This window comes from Baekduia soli (genome assembly GCF_007970665.1).
GTDB lineage: Bacteria > Actinomycetota > Thermoleophilia > Solirubrobacterales > Solirubrobacteraceae > Baekduia > Baekduia soli.
In genome coordinates, this window is sequence record NZ_CP042430.1 from 503,340 (window position 1) to 526,410 (window position 23,071).

Here is a 23,071-nt window from a genome sequence, read left to right on the forward strand (position 1 = left end):
ATTTCCGGGAACGCTGCCCGGCATGTCTTCCGGAGGACACGGGCTGACCGCGGCGCCGACGACGTCTCGCAAGGGGCGGTCCGCCGCGCCGCGCCGCGACGACGGCGCACCGGCCACCACGGCGATCCCCGTCCTGGAGGCCCGTCCGGGCAGCGCGCCCGAGCGCTTCGCGCGCGCCCTCGGGCTGCGCCACCCCGTCGCGATCTTCCTCGCCGCCCTCATCCCCGGGCTGCTGGTGATCGCGGGGCTGTCCATCCTGCTCGGCCTGTTCGTCATGCACGTCCTCATCGGCGGCCTGGGGCTCGGCGGCCCCGACAACAGCGTCGACGTGTCGTTCGCGCGGCACCGCACCGGCACGCTGACCGACATCTCGTTCATCGGCTCCCAGGTCGGCGGGGCGCCCGTCCTGCCGATCCTGGTCGGGGTCATCGCGCTCGCGTGCGCGCTCACCCGCCACTGGCGCGTCGCGGCGTTCGCCCTGTTCGCGCTCGTCACCGAGTCGGCGACCTACCGCATCACCACGCTCGTCATCCACCGGCACCGCCCCGGCGTGCACCGCCTCGAGAACCTGCCGGTCGACGCGAGCTACCCCTCCGGGCACACGGCCGCCTCGGTCGCCGTCTACTCGGGGCTCGTCCTGCTGCTCACCTCGCGGTTCACGCAGAGCACGTTCCGCGCGCTGGCCTGGACGTTCGCGATCCTCATGACGACGTTCGTCGCCCTGTCGCGGATGTACCGCGGCATGCACCACCCGCTCGACGTCGCGGGCGGCGTGCTCGTCGGCATCGCGGCCGTGCTCGTCGTCCTCTTCGCCTGCCGGGCGGCCGGCGCCGCCGCCGAGGCCCGCGCGGCCCGGGGCCCGCGATGAAGGTCGCGGTCATCGCGCACGCCGGCAAGACGTTCGGCGGCGGCCTTCCCGAGCTGCGTCGCGTGCTGGCCGCCGAGGGCGTGGCCGACCCGGTCTGGTGCGAGGTCCCCAAGAGCAAGAAGGCCCCGGCGCAGGTGCGCCGCCTGCTCGGCGACGCCCCCGACGTCCTGTTCACCTGGGGCGGCGACGGCATGGTCCAGCGCTGCGTCGACGTCATCGCGGGCTCCGACACGGCCCTGGCGATCCTGCCGGCCGGCACGTCCAACCTCTTCGCCTCCAACCTCGGCATCCCGAAGGACATCACGGAGGCCGTGCGCATCGGCCTGCGGGGCGACCGCCGCCGCGTCGACCTGGGCCGCTTCAACGGCGAGCGCTTCGCCGTCATGGCCGGCGCGGGCTTCGACGCCGAGATGATCAAGGACGCCGACGGCGCCCTGAAGGACCGGCTGGGGCGGGCGGCCTACGTGCTCACGGGCGCGGGGAACCTGCGCGCCGAGCCGTTCTCGGGCACGATCACCGTCGACGGCGTCGGCTGGTACGAGGGTCCCGCGAGCTGCATCCTGCTCGGCAACGTCGGCGACCTGTTCGGCGGCGTGGAGGTCTTCGGCGACGCCCGCCCGGACGACGGGCTGCTCGACCTGGGCGTCGTGACGGCCGAGGGGCCGGTGCAGCTCGCGCGCACGGTGCTGCGCACCGCGGTGGGGACCGCCCACAAGTCGCCGTTCGTCCGCGTGACGAAGGCGCGCAAGGTGAAGGTCAAGCTGGATCGCAAGGTGCGCTACGAGCTCGACGGAGGCGATCGCAAGAAGGTCAAGTCCTTCAAGATCGCCGTCGAGCCCGGCGCCGTCACGGTGTGCGTCCCGCACGCCACATGACCACGGTGGAGGAGGAACGGCAATGGCATTGATCCGCAGCGCCGGGGCCCCGGGCCTCGGCGACGCACGCCGGCAGAGCGAGCGCATGGCCAACACGCGGGGTTTCGAGGGCCTGGCTCGCGCGGGCCTGGTCGCCCGCGGCGTGGTATACGCGATCATCGGCGTCCTGGCCCTCAAGCTCGCCCTCGGCGACGGCGGCAAGGCGACCAACCAGCAGGGCGCGCTGCGCACGATCGCCCACGGGTCGTTCGGCACGACGCTGCTGATCGTCATGGCGATCGGCCTGGCCGGCTACGCCCTGTGGCGCCTGACGCGCGCGGCGCTCGGCCACGGGGCCGAGCAGCACGACGACACGATGGACCGCGTCTCCGCGCTGGCCAGCGGCATCGCCTACGCGGTGCTCTGCGTCGCGGCGGTCAAGATCGTCACCGGCGCGCACGCCGGCTCGGGGACGCCCAAGAAGGCGACGGGCGGGGTCCTGGACTGGACGGGCGGCCCGGTGCTCGTCGCGCTGGCCGGCGCGATCCTCATCGGCGTCGCCGGCTACCAGGCCTACAAGGGGCTGGCCAAGAAGTTCCTCGAGGACTCCAAGACCGGGGAGATGAGCCGCAGCGTCAAGCGCGCGTTCACCGCGCTCGGCGTGTTCGGCCACGTCGCCCGCGCCGTCGTCTTCGCCCTCATGGGCTACGGCATGATCCGCGCGGCCATCGAGTACGACCCGCAGAAGGCCGTCGGCCTCGACGGGGCGCTGCGCAACCTGGCCAACGCGTCCTACGGCCCGTGGCTGCTCGGGCTGGTGGCCGCCGGCCTGGTCGGCTTCGCCGCCTACTCGATCGCCGACGCCCGCTACCGCAAGGTCTGAGTCACGGAGCGCCGCGCCGGTCGTGCCCGGGTCAGGACGCCTCGGGCACGACCTCGGGCGTGGCCCGGATCACACCCTCCAACGGCGACGGGCCGTGCACGGCCGAACGGACGCGGCCCAGCCCGTGCCACCCGCGCGTCACGAAGCCGGTCAGCAGGATGATGTTCATGCCGCCCCAGTAGACCGCGCCGGCCAGCACGCTCACGCTCGGCACGCGCTGGTGGCCCACCGCGTAGACGAGCACCGCGAACACGGCGAGCACGAGCCCGGTCTGCGGGAGCGTGTGGCGCCAGTGCCAGCGCACGTCGTCGACCTTGCGCGTGACGCGGTAGACCGGCTTGCGGGTCCGGCCGCCGAGGACGGCCTGGACCGTGGCCCGCATGTAGATGGGTGCCATGCCCGTCCACATGATCCGCACGTGCCACAGGGCGCGCAGCCGTCGGCGCTGCCGCCGCCGCCGATCGTAGAACGGGTGGTTGACCACCAGGAGCCAGACCTCGGTGGCCAGCACGAGCGGCAGCATGTGCCCGAGGTAGCCGGCGCGCGTCGCCGCCAGAGGCGTGTAGCCCAGCAGCGAGCAGGCGATGCTGGGCAGGTAGACCAGCACCGTGAAGGCGTTGAGGTAGAACATCAACATCTCGGCGAAGTGCAGCCGCTGGCGCAGCGTGAGGCCCGACAGGCGGCCCCAGATCAGCAACCGGACCGTGTCGATCGCCCAGGTACCGCGCTGCTTGTAGACGTTCGGCACGTCCTCGGGCGAGTGCTGGCCGACGGCGCCGACGATCGGCAGGTACATCCCCGACCATCCACGCCGTAGCGCCTCGACGCCCGACTGGAGGTCCTCGACGAGGTTCCAGGTCGGGAAGTCGCCGATCTCCCGCAGCGCCGTACGGCGCCACACGACGCCCGACCCGCACGGGAACACGGCGTTGGCGGCGTTGCGGGCCAGCATCTGACCGCGGTAGAACATCGACTCGCGGTTGTTGAAGGGGTCGCCCGCGCTGACCTGGGCCTCCTTGATCGTCTGCACGAACGCGAGTCCCCAGCGCGCCTCGAGCTGCCCGACCACCTGGCGCAGGAAGCCGTCGCTGCCCAGCTCGTCGTCGGCGTCGCGGGTCTCGATGTAGCGGATGTCCGGGTACTCGGCGTCCAGCAGCGCGACGGCCGAGTTGAGGTTGCCCGCCTTGGCGGCGCCGTCGCGGCCCGGTGCGTCACGCGGCGGGGGCTCGTGGTAGCGCACGGGGTAGGCGGCCAGCGCCGCCTCGAGCGCCGGGTCGTGGCCGTCGTCGCTGACGATGACCGTCAGCCGCTCGGCGGGCCAGTCCTGGCCCAGCACCGAGACGATGGTGCGCAGGATCATCGGCACCGACTCGCCACACGTCGGGATGATCACCGCGACGCCGGGCTCGTCGCCCGCCGGCAGGGGGCGCCGGGGCGGCACGCGCCGCTGCCACGCGTTGGCGACCGAGACGAGGCCATAGAGCAGCGAGTACAGGTTGGCCGCGGCGAACGGGTAGGCCAGCCAGGGCAGGTGGGCGTCCAGGGACCGCAGCATCCAGGGGACGTACAGCACGGTGGTCAGGAGCAGCAGCAGCCCCGCGACCTTCACCCGCCACTGGCCCGTCAGCCCGGGGTAGTCGTCGCCGAAGGCCCGGGCGGCGGCGGCGATGGGTGCCGACGGCGCCGGTGCCGGCGCCCATGCGTGCGGCGGGGCGGACGCGGACAGGTCCGTGGATGACGCCTGGGTCATGACCACGGGATCGGCCGGGCCGCGCCGGCCTGGTGCCCTGTGGACCGATGTGGTGCCGGGGGATCCTCACAACTGGGGAGCGCGGGCGGTGCTCACGGGGCGCTCCACGCGGGCGGGACGCGGACGACGTCGGGCCCCAGCTCGGCGAGCGAGCCGCGCCCCACGAGCGCCAGCGCGCGGTCGAGCTCGGCGGTGAAGATCTCCAGGCAGCGGCGCACGCCGGCCTCGCCGCCGGCGCCCAGCCCGTACCAGTACGGGCGCCCGATCAGGCACGCCCGCGCCCCCATGGCCATCGCCTTGAGCACGTCGGTGCCGCGGCGAACGCCGCCGTCGAGGAAGACCTCGGCGCGGTCGCCGATCGCGTCGACGATCCGCGGCAGGCGCTCGATCGTGGCGGGGGCGCCGTCGAGCTGGCGGCCGCCGTGGTTGGAGACCACGACGCCGTCGACCCCCGCGTCGACGGCGCGGCGGGCGTCGGCGACGCTCGTGATGCCCTTGACGACGAGCGGGCCGTCCCACAGCTCGCGCAGCCAGTCCAGCTCGGCCCACGTCGCGCCTGGGTTGGTCAGCCGCTGGTCCATGTACTCCATGAGCGACAGGCCGTGGCCGTCGATGCCCGGCGCGCCGCGGAGGTTGACGTAGGTGAGCTCGTCGCGCTGGGCGATGCCGTAGAGCCACCGCGGCCGGCGCGCGGCGTCCAGCGCGTTGGACAGGCCGATGCGTGGCGGCACGGCCATGCCGTTGCGCAGGTCGCGCTCGCGGCGCCCGATGACCGGGACGTCGATCGTCAGGCACAGCGCCACGCACCCGACGGCCTTCGCGCGCTGCACGAGCGCGGCGAGGACCTCACGCGAGCTCCACAGGTAGAGCTGGAACCACAGCGGGCCCGACGAGACGGCCGCGATCTCCTCGATCGTGTAGCTCGAGGCGGTGGCGGCGACGTAGATCGAGCCCAGCGCCGAGGCGGCCCGTGCGGCCGCGAGCTCGCCCTCCAGGTGGGCCAGGCGCTGCAGGCCGGTGGGGCCGAGCACGACGGGGGACGCGACCCGCGTGCCGAGGATCGTCGTGGACAGGTCGCGGGTGGCGACGTCGCGCAGGTACTCCGGCTCCAGGCCGATCTCGCCGAAGGCGGCGCGGTTGCGCCGGACGGTGATCTCGTCCTCGGCCCCGCCCTCCACGAAGTCGTAGATGATGCGCGGCAGCCGGCGCTGGGCCTGCCGGCGCAGGTCGTCGATCGTGTGCGCGGTGGCCGGCCCGCGGGCCAGCGACCGCTTCGGGTCCAGGACGAACAGCCTGCTGAGGTCCATCGTGGTCGCGCTCCCGCTCCGGCCGGCTCAGCCGTGCACGACGTCGAGGATGGGCGGGGCGTCCAGCAGGCCGCGCAGCTCGGCCACGCGTGCCCGGTGGCGGGCGATGGCCGCCAGCTTGATCGACTCGTAGCCGCGGATCGCGTCGGGCAGGCGCGCGAGCTCCACGGCGACGGCGTGGGTCTCGGGCGTCACCCGGGCGGCCAGCTCGTCGGCCAGCGCCTCGTACTCGGCCAGCACGGCGCGCTCGGCCCGCCGCACCTCCGTGCGGCCGAACACGTCCAGCGGCGTGCCGCGCAGGCGCCGGCCCGCCCGCAGCGCCCGCAGCGCGGGGTCGAACCACGGCCCGAGCTCGAGCTTGCGCTCGTGGCCCAGGGCGCGCAGCAGCGGCGGGTGCAGGCGGTAGCTCATCCGCGCGCCGTCGCCGAACTCCGCGGCGACCTCCTCGCGCAGCCGCGGGTCCAGGTGCAGCCGGGCGACCTCGTACTCGTCCTTGTAGGCCATGAGCTTGTGCAGGGAGAACGCCACGGCCTGCGCGAGGGCATCCTCACCGGGCACGGCCCGCTCCTCGGCCGCGCGCACGCGCTCGACGCGGTCGGCGAAGCGCGTCGCGTAGGCGAGGTCCTGGTAGGCGTCGAGCTCGGCGACGCGCAGCGCGACGCTGCGGGCCAGGTCGCCGCCGGCGGCGGCGCGGACACGATCGGCGACGCGCTGCTGCGCCGCGCCCAGGGCCGGCCCCGCCGGTGCCGCGGCCGCCGCCGGCGCGATCGCCCGCGCGAAGGCGGCGGGATCGGCGACGGCCTGGCGGCCCCGGCGCAGCGCCTGCACGTTGAGGTCGATCGCCACGCCGTTGATCGCGATGGCCTGCTCGATGCACGCGGCGTCGACGGGCAGCGCGCCGGCCTGCAGCGCCGCGCCGACCATGAGCATGTTGGCCACGACGTCGGTGCCGAACAGGCGCTCGGCGGCGGCGCCGGCGTCGAGCACGACGGCCTCCCCCGGCCGGCAGCGGTCCAGGATGCGCTGCACGAGCGCGTCGGTGGGCGGCCGGCCGGCCGCCACGTCGGCGACCATCCGCCCCGTCGGGACGCTCGTCGTGGAGACGACGGCGGTCGTGCGGCCCGGATCGGCCGCGGCGAGGTTGGCGGGCGCACCGGCGGCGATGACGTCGGCGGCCAGGAACAGGTCGCAACCCGCGGCCGACAGCCGTCCCGCCCGCTGCAGGGGCTCGGGCCCCAGGCGCAGGTCGGACACCACGGCGCCGCCCTTCTGGGCCAGGCCGGTCTGGTCGGTGCCCCGCACGTGCCAGCCGTCGAGGATCGCCGCGGTGGCCAGGACCTGGGCGACGGTCACGACGCCCGTGCCGCCGATCCCGCACAGGCGCAGCGCGAACTCGCCGCGGACGGAGGGGGCGGCGACCGGCGGCAGCGCGCCCGCGTCGAGGTCGGCCCCGCGCGCCGCGCGCGGCCGCGCGGCCGCCGGGACGATCGTCACGAATGACGGGCAGTCGCCCTTCAGGCAGGACAGGTCCTGGTTGCAGGACGCCTGGTGGATCTGCGTCTTGCGGCCGAACTCCGTGTCGACCGGGCGCACCGACAGGCAGTTGGACTTCGTCCCGCAGTCGCCGCAGCCCTCGCACACGCGCTCGTTGATCAGCACGCGGCGGGTGGTGGCCGGCACGGTGCCGCGCTTGCGCGCGCGCCGCACCTCGGCCGCGCACTCCTGGTCGTGGATGAGCACCGTGACGCCGTCGATCGCAGCGAGCTCGGACTGCGCGGCGACGAGGCCGTCGCGATGGCGGACCTCCACGCCCTCGGGCATGCGTCCCGCCCAGCGGCCGGGGTCCTCCGTGGTCACGATGACGCGTCGCACGCCCTCGGCGAGCAGGGATCGCGCAACGTCCGGCACGGCCATCGCGCCGGTGGCCGCCTGGCCGCCGGTCATCGAGACGTGGGCGTTGAACATCAGCTTGTAGGTCATGGTCACGCCGGCGGCCACGGCGGCGCGGACCGCGAGGCTGCCGGAGTGGTGGAACGTGCCGTCGCCCAGGTTCTGGAAGATGTGGCGGGTGTCGGTGAACGGCGCCTGGCCGATCCACTGCGCGCCCTCGCCGCCCATCTGGGTCATGCCGATGACGGTTCCGACGCCGTCGTGCTCGCCGCCCATGAAGTGCACCATCCCGTGACAGCCGATCCCGGCGGCCACCAGGGCGCCCGCCGGGGCCTTCAGCGACGAGTTGTGCGGGCAGCCCGAGCAGAAGTACGCGCCGCGCGTCACAGCGAGCGGCTCGAGGACGGCCCGCCCCCGCAGCTGCCCCACGCGACGGTCCACGGAGGCCGGCGCGCCGCGGCCGGCCAACCGGTCGCCGAGCAGCAGCGCGACGGCGTCGGCGTCCAGCTCGCCGTCGGCCCGGGCCAGCGGCGAGCCGTCGCGGTCGCGCTTGCCCACCACGGCGGGCCGCTGCCGGAGGTCGTAGAGCTCGTCCTTGACCTGGCGCTCGAGCAGCGGCTGCTTGTCCTCCAGGACCATGAGCTCGTCGAGGCCCTCGGCGAACTCCCGCACGAGCTCCCCGTCCAGGGGAAACGGCATGCGGACGTGCAAGAGCCGGACGCCCAGGCGCCCGAGGTCGTCGTCGTCGACGCCCAGGTCGGCCATGGCCTGGCGGAGGTCGACGTACGTCTTGCCCGCCGCGACGATGCCGAGCGTGTCGCCGGGCGCCGACTGCGTGATGCGGTTGAGGCCGTTGGCCCGGGCGTAGGCGATCGCGGCGGGCAGCCGCGCGTGGACGAGCGAGTGCTCGGCGGCGTGCAGCTGGGCGCCGAGGAAGACGCGCGTGGGCTCGTGGCGGTACGGGCGCCCGTCGAGGACCGCCTCGACCATCACGGGCGCCACGCGGCCGGGGCCGACCTGGACGCTGCCCGACCCGTCGGCGACGTCGTTGGCCATCTTCATGCCGACCCACAGGCCGCTGCAGCGCGACATCGCGATGCCGTGCAGCCCGAGGTCGAAGACCTCCTGCGGGTCCCCGGGGTAGAGCACCGGCATGAGCAGCGCGGCCAGCGTCGCCTCCGACGCCGACGGCACCGTCGAGGACTTGGCCATCGGGTCGTCGCCCACCGCGACGAGCACGCCGCCGGCCGGCGCGACGCCGCCGATGTTGCCGTGGCGCAGGGCGTCGCCGGAGCGGTCCAGGCCCGGCGCCTTGCCGTACCAGAGGCCCACCACACCCTCGTGCCGCGCCCCGGGCACGGTGTGCGCGCGCTGGCTGCCCAGGATGGCGGTCGCCGCGAGCTCCTCGTTGACCGCCGTGCGGTGCACGATGCCGCGCTCGGCCAGCAGCGCGCCGGCGCGGGCGAGCTCGAGGTCGTAGCCGCCCAGCGGCGAGCCGGGGTAGCCCGAGATGAACAGCGCGGTGTCCAGGCCGGCGCGCTCGTCGGCGGCGCGCTGCTCCAGCGGCACCCGCACGAGCGCCTGGACGCCGGTCATGAACGTCGTGCCCTCGCCGGCGTACTTGTCCGCGATCGCCGGCGGCGGGGTCATGGTGCTCATCCTCGTCTCCTCCTCACGCGCCGCGGGCCGCGGCGAGCATCTCGCGCGGGACCCGGGACAGGATCTCACCGTCGGCCACCAGCCCGAGGAACTCGAAGCCCTCGGCGGCCCAGTCGGGGATGTGCGCGGTGGCCGGAAACGTGCCGACGGCGCAGCCGGCGGCGCGGCAGGCGTCGCGCACGGTCAGCATGTACGCCCGGACCTCCGGGTCGTCGATGGTGAACGTCGGCGGCCGGCCGATGGAGATCGCGAGGTCCAGCGGGCCGATGAACACCCCATGGACGCCGTCGACGGCCACGATCGCCTCGATGTTCTCCACGGCCCGCACGGTCTCGGCCATCACGATGCAGATCGCGGTGTCGTCCCCGACCGCCGTGCTGAACGGCGGCGACGCCAGCGCCGCGCGCGTCGGCCCGAAGCTGCGGGTGCCCGCCGGCCCGTACCGGCACGCCGCCACGGCGCGGGCGGCCTGCTCGGCGTCGTCGACCATGGGGACGATGACCCCGTTGGCGCCGAGGTCCAGGGCGGTGCCGATCGCCGGCCCGTCGTTGCTCGCCACCCGGACGATGGCGGGCGTGCGCGAGATGGCCGCCGCGCGCAGCAGCCCGGGGAGCGTCGCGGCGTCGGCGTAGCCGTGCTGGCCGTCGAGGACGATCCAGTCCGGGCCCGCGGCGCAGAGCAGCTCGACGACGTGGGGGCTCCCCGAGGCGACCCACGCCCCGAACGTCGCCTGACCCGAGTCCCAGCGCCGCCTCAGCTCGCGGCTCGTCTCGAGCACGCTCCAGTCCGACATCGCCACCGTCCTCTCGGTCCCCTGCGGGTGCCCTGGGTTCGATCCGGCGTGCCGCGACGCAACGCCGCCGTTGTACCGACCGGTCGCCGAACCTACCATCGGCCGAGCGCGACCGTAAAGGTCCGCGCGGGCGGCCGGCAGCGCGGCGGGCCCTGTCGGCTCGGTCGGGATGGCTGCCGCGGCCCCGGCACAGCGGCGCCGTGTCTGCCGGCGGCCCCGCGGGCCGCCGCGCGCCGGCGATCCACTAGGGTCGCCCGACGACGACAGGAGGAGTCTGGGTGATGCGGGCAGCGGTGGTGCGGGAGCGGTCGGGACCCTTCAGGGTCGAGGAGCTGCGCGACCCCGAGCCGGGGCCCGGCGAGATCCTCGTGGAGGTCGCGGCGTGCGGCGTCTGCCACACCGACCTGCACATCCACGACGGCTCCGTGCCGTTCCCGCTGCCCTGCGTCCTGGGCCACGAGGTGTCCGGGACGGTGCGCGCCGTGGGCGACGGCGTGGAGGCGCTGGCCCCGGGCGACCGGGTCGCCGGCGCCTTCATCATGCCCTGCGGCACGTGCGCGATGTGCCGTGCCGGCCGCGAGGAGCTGTGCGAGCCGTTCTTCGCCCACAACCGCCTGAAGGGCACGCTGTACGACGGCACGACCCGGCTCTACGACGCCGCCGGCGACCCCGTGTGGATGTACTCGATGGGCGGCCTGAGCGAGCTGGCCGTCATGCCCGCCCTGGCCGCGGCGCGCATCCCCGACGGGCTGCCGCTCACCGACTCGGCGATCTTCGGCTGCGCGCTGCTGACGTCCATGGGCGCGGTGCGCCACGTGGCCGGCCTGCAGCCCGGCGAGACCGTGTGCGTCGTCGGCGCGGGCGGCGTGGGCCAGAGCATCGTGCAGCTCGCCGGCGCGCTCGGGGCAGGCCAGGTCATCGCGGTCGACCTGGCCGACGACAAGCTCGAGGGCGCACGGCGCAGCGGCGCCACGGCGACGATCAACGCCGGCGACGCCGACGCCGTCGCGACGCTGCGCGAGCTCACCGACGGCCGCGGCGCCGACGTCGTCTTCGAGGCCATCGGCCACCCCGCCACGTTCCGCCAGGCGACGGAGATGGCCGCCGACGGCGGCCGCTGCGTGTTCGTCGGGATCGCCCCGGCCGGAACGCTCGGCGAGGTCGAGATCACGCGCCTGGTCCGGCGCAAGCTCCAGCTCCTGGGGTCCTTCGGCGGCCGTCCGCGCACGGACCTGGCCGAGCTCATGCAGATGGTCGTCGACGGCCGCCTGCACCTCGACAGCGTCATCAGCCGCCGCTTCACGCTCGACGAGGCCGACCTGGCCTACGGCCTGCTCGCCCGCGGCGAGATCGTCGGCCGCGCCGTCGTCGAGATGGCGCCCGCGGGCTAGTTGTTCTGCCTCAGGTCGTTCCGAACGCGGGTGATGGGCGGCCGGTTGCCGAGCGAGCTGTGGTTCCGCTCGTTGTTGTAGTGGTGCAGCCAGTGTGGCAGCGCTGCGGCTCTGGCGTCGCTTGAGCGGTAGCGCTGTCCCAGGCCCCATTCGCGTTTGAGGGTCTGCTGGTAGCGCTCGACCTTGCCGTTGTGGCGCGGCGTGCGGGGCGCGATCGTGCGATGCCGGATGCCGTGGCTGTCAAACAGGGCGGCCAGCGCCTTGTTGTGGGTGTAGGTCCAGGCGTTGTCGGTCTGCCAGCGCTCGATGATGATGCCGTGCGCAGCGAAGAACGCGATCGCCCGCTCGGTGAAGCCGATGACGGTGGCGGCCTTCTCGTCGCGGTGCAGCTCGGTGTAGGCCAGGCGGCTGTGGTCGTCGATCGCGCTGTGGGCGAACTCGTAGCCGACACGCTGGCGCTTCTCGGCGCCCGTGCGGTGACGGTTGCCGGTGACGGCATGGCCGGGTGAGGAGAACCGCGCGAAACGCTTGACGTCGTTTTGGATCAACGCCCCAGGGCACGGCCACTCAAAGCGCTGCACCGCCTCTCGGGGCGCCGGCGGCTGGCGCGACATGCCGCGCCGCTTCAGACAGCGCGAGACCGTCGCGTGCGCGATGCCGAGCTCGGAGGCGATCAGGCGCGGCCCCCAGCCCGTCCGCGTCCGCGCCTGGCAGACACGGTCGTGCAGCTCGTCGCTGGACCGCGTCGGCTGGCGATGCGGCGTCGAGGGTCGATCCTGCGCCCACGCGCCCGACGCTCGCTCGGCGTCTGAGGCGTTGCGGTACCGGTCGATCCAGTACTGCACCGTCGACACGCTCACCCGCCGACGGGCCGCTGCCTGGCGTCGAGGAAGTCCCTCGCCAAGACACCAATCAACCAGCTCGACACGCTGCCAGCTGGGCAGCCACCTACGCTTGCACTGCATCCGGGCTGATGACCTCCGAGGCCGTTGGATCCTTGAGAAGACCCACAGCCTCTGTCTCAGCCCGGATGCCTCAACTTCAGCCCTCAGACGTTCGGAACGTCCCGAGGCACGTCACCTAGGCGCGCAGCGTCTGCAGGCCGTCCATGAGCAGGTCCAGCAGCCGCTGGACCTGGGCCTGCCAGTCCTCGGCGAGGTTGACGTGCCAGAAGCCGCTGATGGCCAGCAACACGTCGGCGGCGCAGATGTCGCCGCGGATCGCGCCGGCCGCGCGCCCGTCGTCCAGCAGTCGCCCCAGCGCCTCCAGGAGCATGAGGTAGGCCGGCGACGGCGCGCCGCCGCGCGCCTCGGCGGCCGCGCTGATCGCGTCGGCCATCCAGCGCCGCTGGATGCCGAGGGTCGCCAGCCGCTCCATCCATGTGCGCAGCGCCGGGACGGGCTCCATCTCGGCCAGCAGCTCGGGCGCGGCCTCGCTGAGCTGGGCGACCCAGCGCTCGTGCGCCGCCAGGATGAGCGCGTCGCGGGTGGGGAAGTGCCGGTACAGCGTCCCGATGCCGACGCCGGCCTGGCGGGCGATGGCCTCCAGCGAGGCCTCGGAGGCGTGGCGCTCGAAGTGATCCAGCGCAGCGGCCAGCAGCTTGTCGCGGTTGCGGCGCGCGTCGGAGCGCTGCGGTGCGCCCGGCGATGCCTCGGGGGCTGTCGGGGCGGCGTCCACGGGCGCGCGCACGCTACACCTCCTGGCCGACCAGGTCCCCGGGGACCGGCGGGCGGTGCGGGTCGACCTCGCCGACGATGCCGCGCCGCGGGACGAGGAAGGACACGAGCAGGCTGGCGACCAGCCCGGCCAGGCATACGCCGAAGGCCAGCGTGAAGCCGTGGTCGGTCGGGCTGCCGTTCGTCACGCTGTTGGCGATGAACGTCGCGGCGACCTGGCCGCCCAGCGCACCGCCCAGCGACCGCATGACCGTGTTCATGCCCGTCGCGACGCCGGTCTGCTCCTGGGGCACGTTCTGGACGATGAGGTTGGCCAGCGCCGCGAAGGCGAGGCCGATCCCCACGCCCATGAGCGCCGAGGCGGCGTAGATCTCCCACTCGTGCGAGCGCGCGAACGTCAGCACCGCGAAGGACCCGACGGTGGAGGCGGCGCCGAGGATGAGCACGGGGCGCGAGCCGATGATCCGGTCCAGCGTGCCCGAGAACTGGCCGATGAGCAGCATGGCGACGGTCGACGGCAGCAGGAACAGGCCCGACTCGACGACCGAGGCGCCGAAGCCGTAGCCCGTCGACGTGGGCTCCTGGACGTACTGCGGGATGATGATGAACGCGGAGTACATGCCCAGGCCGAACAGGAACGCGGCCGCATTGGTGGTCCAGACGCCCTTGATCCGCATCATCCGCATGTCGACGAGGGGCTCGCGCGAGCGCGCCTCGGTGACCACCCAGCCGGCGAGGATGACCAGGCCGATCGCGATGAGGCCCAGGGTCTTGACCGAGCCCCAGCCCCACAGCGTGGTCTCGCTGACGGCCACGAGCACGGCGACCAGCCCGGCCGACATGAGCACCGCCGCCATCCAGTTGATCTGGCCGGGCGTCTTGACCGGCGACTCGGGCACGAAGAAGTGCGTCGCGACGGCGCCGATGACGATCGCGACGAGCGGGAACCAGAAGAGCCAGTGGTAGGACATGCTCTGGACGATGGGCCCGGCGAGCACGACGCCCGCGCCGCCCCCGATGCCGATGAGCGACGACATGAGGCCGATGCCGCCCGCGACCTTCTGGCGCGGGAACTCGTCGCGGATGATCCCGAAGGCCAGCGGGAACATGCCGCCGCCGACGCCCTGCACGACGCGGCCGGCGATGAGCACGTTCATCGACGTCGCCACGGCCGACAGCAGCGTGCCGGCGGCGAGGATCACCAGCACGATGAGCAGCACGCGCTCCTTGCCGTACATGTCGCCGAGGCGGCCGATGATCGGCGTGGCGATCGACGCGCTGAGCAGGTAGGCGGTGAGGATCCAGCTCACCGAGGTCTCCGACGCGTGCAGGTCGCGCTGGAAGTCGGGGAGCGCCGGGAGGACCAGCGACTGCAGCAGCACGTAGGCGGTCGCGGCGACCGCGAGCACCACGAAGGTGATGGTGTAGTGCGGACGGGCGGGGTGCTGCGTGCTCACGGTGCGCGCTCCTGGCACGGTCGGGCGGACGAGGACCTCGGCGTCGCTCCGCACGCGAGCCGGAGGCGCCTCCGGGCACCATAGCGGAGGCGCCTCCGCGGTCCGGTGGCGCCTCGCGCGCGCTCGCGGGTACCCCTGGTGCCATGGCGGCGGTGCACATCGGATGCTCGGGCTGGAGCTACGCGGGCTGGGCCGGGGACTTCTATCCCGCCGGCTGCCCGCAGCGCCGCTGGCTCGAGCACTATGCGACGGTGTTCGACACGGTCGAGCTCAACACGACCTTCTACCGCCTGCCAGCGCTCGAGACCGTCCAGGGCTGGGTGCGGCGCACCCCGCCGGGCTTCCGCTTCGCCGTCAAGGCCAGCCGCTACCTCACCCACGTCCGGCGTCTGGCCGACATGGACCGCGGGGTGCAGCGCCTCTGGGCGCGCCTGGACCCCCTCTTGGGCAGCGACCGCATGGGACCGGTCCTCTGGCAGCTGCCCGAGCGCTTCCCCCGGGACGACGCGCGGCTGGCCGCCGCGCTGGACCGCCTGCCCACCGGACGCGGCGAGCGCCACGCCTTCGAGTTCCGCCACCCGAGCTGGTTCGCCCCGGAGGTGCTCGCGCTGCTGCGCGAGCACGCGGTGGCGCTGTGCATCGGCGACCGTCCCGACCGGCCGTTCCAGCCTCACGTGCTCACCGCGGACTTCACGATGGTCCGCTTCCACCACGGCGCGCGGGGCCGGCGCGGCAACTACAGCGACACCGAGCTGCGCGAGTGGGCGGGCCGCCTGCGGCGCCTGAAGGCCGAGGCCGAGGTCTTCGCCTACTTCAACAACGACTGGGAGGGCTTCGCACCGCGCAACGCGCGGCGGCTGCGGACGCTGCTCGCCCGGGCATGAGACGAACGTCGAGGATCCGGCGGCCGGTCAGGAGCCGTTCAGGTGAGCCCCCACACCATGCCCGGACCCATGCTGCCCACCGCCAAGACCCGCTCCGGCCGCCCCGCCCCGCTCGCCGCCAAGGTCCCCGAGATCACCGCCGTCTTCTGGGCCCTGAAGATCCTGACCACCGGCATGGGCGAGTCCATGTCGGACTTCCTCGGCCAGCAGAGCGTGCCCCTGGCCGGCGCGATCGGCATCTTCGGCCTGACCTACGCCATCCGCCTGCAGGTCCGCACGACGGAGTACCGCGCCGTCGTCTACTGGTTCGCGGTGATGATGGTGGCGATCTTCGGCACGATGGCCGCCGACGGGCTGAAGGACGGCGCCGGGCTCTCCTACGCGGTGACCACGCCCTTCTTCGCCGCCGTCGTGGCGGTCGTGTTCGTCCTCTGGCACCGCAGCGAGGGGACGCTCGACATCCACAGCATCACCACCGCGCGGCGCGAGACCTACTACTGGATCGCCGTCCTGGCCACGTTCGCCCTGGGCACCGCCGCCGGCGACCTGACGGCCCTCACCCTGCACCTCGGCTTCCTCGAGTCCATCGCGATCTTCGGGGTGCTCTTCCTCGTGCCCGCCCTGGGCTGGTGGCAGCTGCGGCTCAACCCGGTCGTCGCGTTCTGGACGGCCTACGTGATCACGCGCCCGCTCGGCGCGTCCGTGGTGGACTGGCTGGCCAAGCCCCAGAGCAACAAGGGCCTGGACCTCGGCGACGGCGTGGTCAGCGCAGGGACCCTGGTCGTCTTCGTGGCCCTCGTGGCATGGGTCGCCGTCACGCGGCGCGACATCCAGCGCCCCGACGTCCCCCAGCCGCACGCGCACCTGCCGCACGTCCCGCATCCGCACCTGCCCCACGGGCACCCGCAGGCGCAGCCGGCCGAGGGATAGGCGGCGCCCGGCGCGCGTTTCCGCGCCCCGCCCGGTGGGGCACGATGGGCGGGTGGACCGCGACCCGTTCTCCGAGCTGCTGCGCCGGACGCACCTGAGCGCGCCGTCGGACGTCGGCGGCGTCATCGCCGAGCAGGCCGCCGCGCTGGGTGCCGCCGACGTCACCGTCCACGTCATCGACTACGAGCTGGACAGCCTCATGGCGCTCGCCCCCGCCGGCGGCGTGCCGCTCTCGGTCACGGGGACGATGGCCGGGCGCGCGTTCAGCACGACGACGGCGCTGCGCGCAAGCCCCGACGAGGGCTCCGGCGAGCGGCTGTGGATGCCGCTCGTCGACGGCACGGAACGGCTCGGGACCCTCGGCCTCACGTTCCCCGACGGCGTGCTCGACGAGCCGCTGCTGGCCCTGTGCGAGCGCTACGCGCACCTCGCGGCGATCCTGCTCGTCGCCAAGGGCGCCTACGGCGACGCCATCGAGCGGACCCGGAGGCGGCGGCCGATGACCATCGCCTCCGAGCTCGTCTGGGCGCTGGCGCCGCCGCTGGTGTTCGCGACGGACGGCCTCGCCGTGTCGGGCATGCTCGAGCCCTGCTACGACAACGGCGGCGACGCGTTCGACTACGCCGTCAACGGCAGGACGCTGCACGCCGCCGTCCTCGACGCGATGGGGCACGGGCTGGCCGCCGCCGGCGTCGCCGCCTTTGCGATCTCCGCCTACCGCCACAGCCGCCGCGACGGGCGCGACCTCGTGGCGACCCATCTGGCCATGGACCAGGCCGTCGGCGAGCAGTTCCCCGACGACCGCTTCGTGACCGCGATCATCGCCGAGCTCGACCTCGACACCGGCGTGCTGTCCTGGATCAGCGCCGGCCACCCCCGGCCGCTGGTGGTCCGTGGCGGCCGGCGCGCGCGGTCGCTGATCGCGACGCCGTGCACGCCCCTCGGGGTCCCGGGCGGTCCCGCCGCCGAGGTGGCGCACGAGTCGCTGCAGCCCGGCGACCTGGTCCTCTTCTTCACCGACGGGCTGTCGGAGGCCTCCCGCGAGGACGGCACCCGCCTCGGGGTCGAGGGGCTCGGCGCGTTCATCGAGCGCGAGGCGGCGGCCGGGCTGACGGTCGCCGAGACGCTGCGCCGGCTGCGGCGCTCGCTCCTGCACGCCACCGACGACCTGGCCGACGACGCCACCGCGCTGCTCGTGCAGTGGCGCGGCGGCGACGAGCACGGCCTGCTGCCCCAGACCGTCGAGTGAGCGCGGGGCCGCGGCGGTCATCGCCCGGAAGGGTGGCCAGGCGTTCACGACCTGGCGGATCCGGGGATCGCTGACGGGCGCGGGCACGCTCATCGAGACCCGGCCGCTGGGCATCGCCCGGCGGCCGAGCTCGCGCCGCCCGGCCGCGGCGAAGTACGGTGGCGCCATGTCCCGCATGCGGCGCGCCCTGGTCCTCGCGCTCCTGCTCGCCGGCGCCCTGGCGCCCGTGGCCCGCGCCGACCCGATCCTCGATCCGGCGCCGACCACGCTCCCCCGGGCCACCGGGGCGCCGGCGACCGCCCGGGCGCTCACGGCGACGCTCGCGCCGCAGAACCCGTTCATGGCGCCCAACCCCTACAACAACCTGCACGACGACACGTGGATGACCGACGCCTACGCGCGCACCGGGCCGCTCGGCGCGGGCCTGCAGGCCACCTCCGGCGCCATGCCGCCGGCGCTGTGCGGGTCGCTGACGTTCGACGCCGAGGGCCGCATCGTCTCCATCTGCCCCTCCAGCGCCCAGCCGGTGACGGCGCGCATCATCGATCCGCAGACGCTGGCGATCCGCGCGACCTACGTGCTCGGGGACCCGAACCCCGCGGGGCCCACGGCCTTCCAGAACTTCACCGGCGGCGGCTACTTCTTCCTGGACCGCCACGACCGGATCTGGAGCGCGACGAAGACGAGGCACCTCGTCGTGCTGGCCGAGCGCGAGAACGCGACGAAGCTCGTCAAGGTCGCCGACTACGACCTGACGAGGGCGCTGGCGGCGGGCCAGCGCGTGACCTCGGCCCTCCCCGACTTCCACGGGCGGATCTGGTTCGTCTCCAAGCAGGGGGGCAAGGTCGGGATCCTGGACACCACGACGCGCCGCACGCGCGTCCTGGCCCTCGGCGAAGAGATCGAGAACTCGTTCGCCGTCGACCGCGACGCGGTCTACATCGTCTCCGACCGCCGCATGTACCGCTTCAGCGACCGCGGCGGCCGGCCCCACGTCGACTGGAAGATGACCTACGCCAACTCCGGGATCCACAAGCCCGGGCAGGTCGACGCCGGCTCGGGGACGACGCCGACGATCATGAAGGGCGGCTACGTGGCCATCACCGACAACGCCGACCCCATGCAGGTCGTCGTCTACCGCACCGCCCCGCGCCTGCCCCGCGGGCAGCGCCGCGTCGTCTGCCAGGTGCCCGTGTTCGGCAAGGGGGTGGGCGCCACCGAGAACTCCCTCATCGGCTCGGGCCGCTCGCTCTACGTGGAGAACAACCACGGCTACCAGGACCCGTTCGGGGCCTCCGCCGGAGCCCTGACGACCGCGGGCTTCGCCCGGGTCGACGTCGACGCCGGCGGCCGCGGCTGCACCCGGCGCTGGACGAACACCGACGTGCGCGCGCCGACCGTGGTCCCGAAGCTCTCGACGATCACCGGGCTCATCTACACCTACCAGCGCGTGCCGGCGCCCGACGGCGAGCAGCCCTGGTTCTGGACCGCCATCGACGCGCGCACCGGCCGCACCGCGTTCACGCGCTACGCCGGCTCGGGCCTGGCGTTCAACAACAACTACGCCGGGATCGCGCTCGGGCCCGACGGCAGCGCCTACCTCGGCGTCATCGGCGGCGTCGTGCGCCTGAAGGACGCGGCATGAGCGGCGCCGCGACCCGCCGCGCGATGGTCGCGGCCCTCGCGGCGACCGCCGCGCTGTGGCCCGCCGGCACGCAGGCCCGGCCCGCCGCTCCGGCGTCCTGCGCGGCGGGTCGCCCCGCGTCGGCCGCGGTCGCGCAGCGGCTGCGGGACGTGCTCGCCACGCGCCGTGCGCGCTTCGAGCACACGCTGGACGGCGTGACGCCCGCGAGCCGCCGGGCCGCCGGGGCGCAGTACGCGACGGCCGTCGAGGCCTACGTCTACGGGTTCCCCATCATCATGGTCCGGCGCACCATCGCGCGGTTCCCGCGCAACCTGATGGTCTCGATCTCCCGGCTGGCCGGCGCGTCCACGCGCAGCATCGTGGCGCCCAACCACGACACGCTGTACTCCATCGGCCAGCTCGACCTGACCGCGGGCCCGATCGTCATCCAGACCGCGCCTACGGGCGGCCGCTACTCCGTGCTGCAGCTCACCGACGGCTTCACGAACGCCGCGGCCTACCTCGGCGACGGCGCCGCGGCGGCGACGGGCGAGACCGCCGTCGTCGTGCCGCCGGGCTACGCCGGCGACCTGCCCGCGGAGGTGCGGGTGATCCGCCCCGCCACCCGGCTGCTGTGGCTGCTGGGCCGCACGCTGGCCACCGCCGACCCCGCCGACCAGGCGGCCGCGACCGCGCTGCTGCGCGGCTACTCGGTCACGCCGCTGGCCGACTGGCTGGCGGGGGCGCGCAACGCGCCGCTCACGCTCGCCGACTTCCCGGCGGCCCAGGATCCCGTGGTCGCCCCGACCGGCCTGGCCTTCTTCGACGAGCTCGGCGCCGACCTGGGCGCCGACCCGCCGCCGGCGCCCGACGCCTGCGCGATCCGCGCGTTCGCCACCGTGGGCATCGGCGCGGGCCGTACGCCCTCCACCCTGCCCACGGGGACCACGGCGACGGCCCTGCGGGCCGCCGCGGCCGACGGCCGGGCGGTCATCGATGCGCTGGTCGGCGCAGTCGCGCCCGGCCGCCACGGCGCCTGGACCCGCACCCCGACCGACATCGCGCGCTTCGGGACCGACTACGTGGGCCGCGCGGTCGTCGCCCGCGTCGGGCTCGGTGCCAACACGGTGGACAAGGCGCTGTACCCGAACACCCGCACCGACGACCGCGGGCGGGCGCTGAACGGCGCCCACGTCTACCGCGTGCACTTCGCGCCCGGGCAGCTGCCGCCCGTCCGCCCGTTCTGGTCGCTGACGCTGTACGACCGCAACGTGCTGTTCTACGACAACCCGCTCGACCGCTACGCGATCGGCGATCGCACGCAGGGGCTGCGGCGCGACGCCGACGGCGGCCTGACCATCCTGGTCTCGCACGCCGACCCCGGTGCGGCGCGGCGGTCGAACTGGCTCCCGGCGCCGTCCGGGCCGTTCTCGCTGTACCTGCGGCTCTACGAGCCGGCGGCGGCGGCGCGCTCGGGCGCCTGGCGCCCGCCCGACGTGGTCCGGGTGCGCTGAGGACGCCTCAGGCGCCCGGCGGCCCGGCGACCGCGCCGGCCGTCTGGGCGTGGCGCTGCAGCGCGTCGGCCAGTCCGGGCCCGCGGTGGCCGGCGGCCAGCGCGAAGGCGAGCACGAGCCGCGCCTTGAGGCCGTCGAGGCCGCCGGCGCGCAACAGCCCGAGCTCGAGCAGGTGGATCTCGCTGCCGTGGAAGCGGTAGGTCTCCGCGAGCGCCTCGCCCGCGCCCGTGCGGGTGACGTAGGCGACCGGCATCGCCGCCACCAGGCGCTCGATCCGCTCGACGGTGACGGGGGCGACGTGGCCGCCGCCGAAGGCCTCGATGACCGCGCCGCGGTAGCCGAGCCCCTCGAGCGCGTCGAGGACGCGGCCGTCGTCGCCGAGCGTCAGGCGCACGAGCGCCACGGGCGGGACCTCGGCGTCGGCGGCGACGTGCAGCGTCGAGCGCCCGACCGGGCGGGTGGCGATGAACGGGCGCCCCTCGCTGAGCCACCCGATCGGGCCCGTGGCGGGCGAGCGGAACGCGGTGACGCTCGAGGCGTGGCTCTTCTTGACGAAGCGCGCGGCGTGGATCTCGTCGGCCAGGACGACGAGCGCGCCCAGGCCGCGGGCGGCGGGGCTGATCGCCACCTGGACGGCTCCGAGGACGTTGGCCGGGCCATCGGCGCCGGGCAGCGACGGGTTGCGCATCGCGCCGCTGACGACCACGGGCGCCTCGCCGGCGTACAGCAGGTCGACGGCGAACGCGACCTCCTCGATCGCGTCGGTGCCCTGCGTGATGACGATCCCGGCCGCGCCGTCGGCGACGCGCCGCTCGATTTCGGCCACGAGCTCGAGCAGGTCGGAGAACGTCAGCGAGCCCGAGGAGGTCTGGCGGAACTGGACGGCGCGGACGTCGGCGACGTCGAGCAGCCCGTCGACGGAGGCCACCAGGTCGGCGGCCGTCAGCGTCGGGACCGCGCCGGCGGCGCCCTCCGGCACGACGCTGGCGATCGTGCCGCCCAGCGCCAGGTAGTCCACGCGCGGCAGCCCGGCGCTCATCGGCCCGGCACCTCCGCCAGGACGCGCGCCGGAGCCGCGAACGCCCGTAGCGACCGGGCCAGCAGTGCCGCGTCGAGGTCGCGGCCGATGAGGACGAGGCCGTCGTCGCCGTCGGCACCTGGGCGGGCGAGCTCGGGGCGCTGCACCGACGGCCCGACGGCCTGGAGCACCATGCGCCCGGCCTCCGTGCGCACGAGGCCCTTGACGCGCAGGATGCGGTCGCCGTGGTGGTGCAGCAGCGCGCTCAGCCACACCGCCAGCTCGGGCCAGCCCGTCTCCGGGCCGGGCGTCAGGGTCACCGCCACCGGGACGGCGGGCGCCGTGGCGCCGGCCGCGGGCGCCGCCGCTGCCGCGGCCGGGCCCGCCGGGGCGACGGGCTCGGGCAGCGCGACGGCCTCGCCGAGCACGGCGGCCTCCAGGCGCGCCCGCGGGGCCAGCGCCGCCAGGCGGCCGGCCAGGCGCGCGACGTCATCCGTGCCGGCGGCGTCGGCCTTCGTGATCACGATGCGGTCCGCGCAGGCGGCCTGGGCGACGGCCAGCGGCTCGGCCTCGAGCTGGTCGGCCCCGTGCACCGCATCGACGGTCACCACGATCTCGTCGAGCACCAGGTTGCTCACGAGCACCGGGTCGCCGGCGATGGCCTGTGCCACGGCGGCGGGGTCGGCCATCCCGCTCGTCTCCAGGACGACGCGCCGTGCGGCGCCGAGGCCCGCCGAGAGCCCCGCGTGGCGCTGCTCGGCCAGGTCGCGCAGGACCGCGACGAGCTCGTCGCGGTGGGTGCAGCAGCAGCAGCCGCCCGCGATGACCGTCGTCGGCGCCACCGCGGCCAGCAGGACGTCGTCGACGGCGCAGCCGGCGAACTCGTTGACGACCACGAGCGTGTCGTCGTGCCCTCGCAGGCGGTGGCGCAGCCACGTGGTCTTGCCCGACCCCAGGAACCCGCCGAGCAGGGTGAGGCGCAGCGCGCCGGGCTCAGGCACGGTCACCCCCCGGCCTCCAGGCGGTGCAGCAGCCCGGCGTCGAGCGGGTCGGCGGGCCGGCCGGCCAGGCGCGTGACGGTCGGCCAGACCTCGGCGAGGTCGCCGGCGATCGCCGTGGCGCCCGTCGGCGCCGACACCGTCCACATGCCGAAGGCCAGGCCCTCGCGCACGGTCACGCCCGTCGCCCGGCCCACGCGGGCCAGCACCGCGGCGCAGCCCAGCCGCGCCTGCATGCGGTCGGCCGGCGTGTCGGGGATCCCCGCCTCGATCCAGTCGCCGGGGGGCGCGGGTGTGCCGCACAGGCCGCACATCGCGCGGGCGCT

The 23,071-nt window shown here is 74.7% G+C and carries 19 protein-coding genes; 9 read left to right on the top strand and 10 right to left on the bottom strand.

Annotated elements, in window-relative coordinates; all coding sequences use genetic code 11:
- The first annotated feature begins 22 nt into the window (after positions 1 to 22).
- From FSW04_RS02210 to FSW04_RS02220, 3 genes are read left to right on the top strand one after another with little or no spacing between them, the layout of a single operon-like run.
- Positions 23 to 868 carry a phosphatase PAP2 family protein gene (locus FSW04_RS02210; protein ID WP_146915789.1) on the top strand — a complete coding sequence of 282 codons (846 nt, stop codon included), beginning with the start codon at positions 23 to 25 and terminating at the stop codon, positions 866 to 868.
- The gene (locus FSW04_RS02215) at positions 865 to 1,743 is read left to right on the top strand and encodes a diacylglycerol/lipid kinase family protein (protein ID WP_146915791.1); all 879 of its coding nucleotides are present in this window, start codon (positions 865 to 867) and stop codon (positions 1,741 to 1,743) included. Before FSW04_RS02210 ends, FSW04_RS02215 begins: the two co-directional genes overlap by 4 nt.
- A gap of 22 nt (positions 1,744 to 1,765) precedes the next feature.
- Entirely contained in the window at positions 1,766 to 2,605 is an 840-nt protein-coding gene (locus tag FSW04_RS02220; RefSeq protein WP_146915793.1) for a DUF1206 domain-containing protein, read from the top strand.
- 31 nt (positions 2,606 to 2,636) lie between these two features.
- Here the strand turns inward: FSW04_RS02220 and FSW04_RS02225 are convergent, their stop codons facing one another.
- The 4 genes from FSW04_RS02225 to FSW04_RS02240 all read right to left on the bottom strand — a co-directional run bounded on the left by FSW04_RS02225 (position 2,637) and on the right by FSW04_RS02240 (position 10,004).
- The gene (locus FSW04_RS02225) at positions 2,637 to 4,355 is read right to left on the bottom strand and encodes a glycosyltransferase (protein ID WP_146915795.1); all 1,719 of its coding nucleotides are present in this window, start codon (positions 4,353 to 4,355) and stop codon (positions 2,637 to 2,639) included.
- A 92-nt stretch (positions 4,356 to 4,447) separates the two neighbouring features.
- Positions 4,448 to 5,662: an alpha-hydroxy acid oxidase gene (locus tag FSW04_RS02230; RefSeq protein ID WP_146915797.1), complete on the bottom strand. Its 1,215-nt coding sequence runs from the start codon at positions 5,660 to 5,662 to the stop codon at positions 4,448 to 4,450.
- 27 nt (positions 5,663 to 5,689) lie between these two features.
- Positions 5,690 to 9,211 (bottom strand): indolepyruvate ferredoxin oxidoreductase family protein, encoded by a 3,522-nt coding sequence (locus FSW04_RS02235; RefSeq protein ID WP_146915800.1) that lies wholly within the window; start codon positions 9,209 to 9,211, stop codon positions 5,690 to 5,692.
- A gap of 13 nt (positions 9,212 to 9,224) precedes the next feature.
- The gene (locus FSW04_RS02240; RefSeq protein WP_187369170.1) at positions 9,225 to 10,004 is read right to left on the bottom strand and encodes an HpcH/HpaI aldolase family protein; all 780 of its coding nucleotides are present in this window, start codon (positions 10,002 to 10,004) and stop codon (positions 9,225 to 9,227) included.
- A gap of 281 nt (positions 10,005 to 10,285) precedes the next feature.
- On the opposite strand from FSW04_RS02240, the gene FSW04_RS02245 reads away from it, so the two are divergent.
- A complete protein-coding gene (locus FSW04_RS02245; protein ID WP_146915804.1) occupies positions 10,286 to 11,395 on the top strand; it encodes a zinc-binding dehydrogenase in 1,110 nt (369 codons plus the stop codon).
- Here the strand turns inward: FSW04_RS02245 and FSW04_RS02250 are convergent.
- The 3 genes from FSW04_RS02250 to FSW04_RS02260 all read right to left on the bottom strand — a co-directional run bounded on the left by FSW04_RS02250 (position 11,392) and on the right by FSW04_RS02260 (position 14,528).
- Positions 11,392 to 12,360 carry an IS481 family transposase gene (locus FSW04_RS02250; protein WP_146915806.1) on the bottom strand — a complete coding sequence of 323 codons (969 nt, stop codon included), beginning with the start codon at positions 12,358 to 12,360 and terminating at the stop codon, positions 11,392 to 11,394. The genes FSW04_RS02245 and FSW04_RS02250 overlap by 4 nt on opposite strands.
- Positions 12,361 to 12,475: 115 nt before the next feature.
- Positions 12,476 to 13,072, bottom strand: coding sequence for a TetR/AcrR family transcriptional regulator (locus tag FSW04_RS02255; protein ID WP_187369171.1), 597 nt, complete (start codon positions 13,070 to 13,072; stop codon positions 12,476 to 12,478).
- Between the two features lie 13 nt (positions 13,073 to 13,085).
- A complete protein-coding gene (locus FSW04_RS02260; protein WP_228430813.1) occupies positions 13,086 to 14,528 on the bottom strand; it encodes an MFS transporter in 1,443 nt (480 codons plus the stop codon).
- 143 nt (positions 14,529 to 14,671) lie between these two features.
- On the opposite strand from FSW04_RS02260, the gene FSW04_RS02265 reads away from it, so the two are divergent.
- From FSW04_RS02265 to FSW04_RS02285, 5 genes are all read left to right on the top strand, one after another.
- Positions 14,672 to 15,412, top strand: coding sequence for a DUF72 domain-containing protein (locus tag FSW04_RS02265; protein WP_146915810.1), 741 nt, complete (start codon positions 14,672 to 14,674; stop codon positions 15,410 to 15,412).
- Positions 15,413 to 15,481: 69 nt separating this feature from the next.
- Complete coding sequence (locus FSW04_RS02270) at positions 15,482 to 16,342, top strand: COG4705 family protein (RefSeq protein ID WP_146915812.1); 861 nt, start codon at positions 15,482 to 15,484, stop codon at positions 16,340 to 16,342.
- Positions 16,343 to 16,394: 52 nt separating this feature from the next.
- Complete coding sequence (locus FSW04_RS02275; protein ID WP_146915814.1) at positions 16,395 to 17,591, top strand: PP2C family protein-serine/threonine phosphatase; 1,197 nt, start codon at positions 16,395 to 16,397, stop codon at positions 17,589 to 17,591.
- A 166-nt stretch (positions 17,592 to 17,757) separates the two neighbouring features.
- Positions 17,758 to 19,236 carry a hypothetical protein gene (locus tag FSW04_RS02280; RefSeq protein ID WP_146915816.1) on the top strand — a complete coding sequence of 493 codons (1,479 nt, stop codon included), beginning with the start codon at positions 17,758 to 17,760 and terminating at the stop codon, positions 19,234 to 19,236.
- Positions 19,233 to 20,729 (top strand): DUF1254 domain-containing protein, encoded by a 1,497-nt coding sequence (locus FSW04_RS02285; protein WP_146915818.1) that lies wholly within the window; start codon positions 19,233 to 19,235, stop codon positions 20,727 to 20,729. Before FSW04_RS02280 ends, FSW04_RS02285 begins: the two co-directional genes overlap by 4 nt.
- 7 nt (positions 20,730 to 20,736) lie before the next feature.
- Here the strand turns inward: FSW04_RS02285 and FSW04_RS02290 are convergent, their stop codons facing one another.
- Genes FSW04_RS02290 through FSW04_RS02300 form a run of 3 tightly spaced genes read right to left on the bottom strand, consistent with a single transcriptional unit; the run spans position 20,737 to position 23,059 of the window.
- Positions 20,737 to 21,768, bottom strand: coding sequence for an asparaginase (locus FSW04_RS02290; protein WP_146915821.1), 1,032 nt, complete (start codon positions 21,766 to 21,768; stop codon positions 20,737 to 20,739).
- The gene (locus tag FSW04_RS02295) at positions 21,765 to 22,754 is read right to left on the bottom strand and encodes a CobW family GTP-binding protein (protein ID WP_228430815.1); all 990 of its coding nucleotides are present in this window, start codon (positions 22,752 to 22,754) and stop codon (positions 21,765 to 21,767) included. The genes FSW04_RS02290 and FSW04_RS02295 overlap by 4 nt, the downstream gene beginning before the upstream one ends.
- The gene (locus FSW04_RS02300) at positions 22,751 to 23,059 is read right to left on the bottom strand and encodes a hypothetical protein (protein ID WP_146915823.1); all 309 of its coding nucleotides are present in this window, start codon (positions 23,057 to 23,059) and stop codon (positions 22,751 to 22,753) included. Before FSW04_RS02300 ends, FSW04_RS02295 begins: the two co-directional genes overlap by 4 nt.
- Positions 23,060 to 23,071 lie beyond the last annotated feature (12 nt).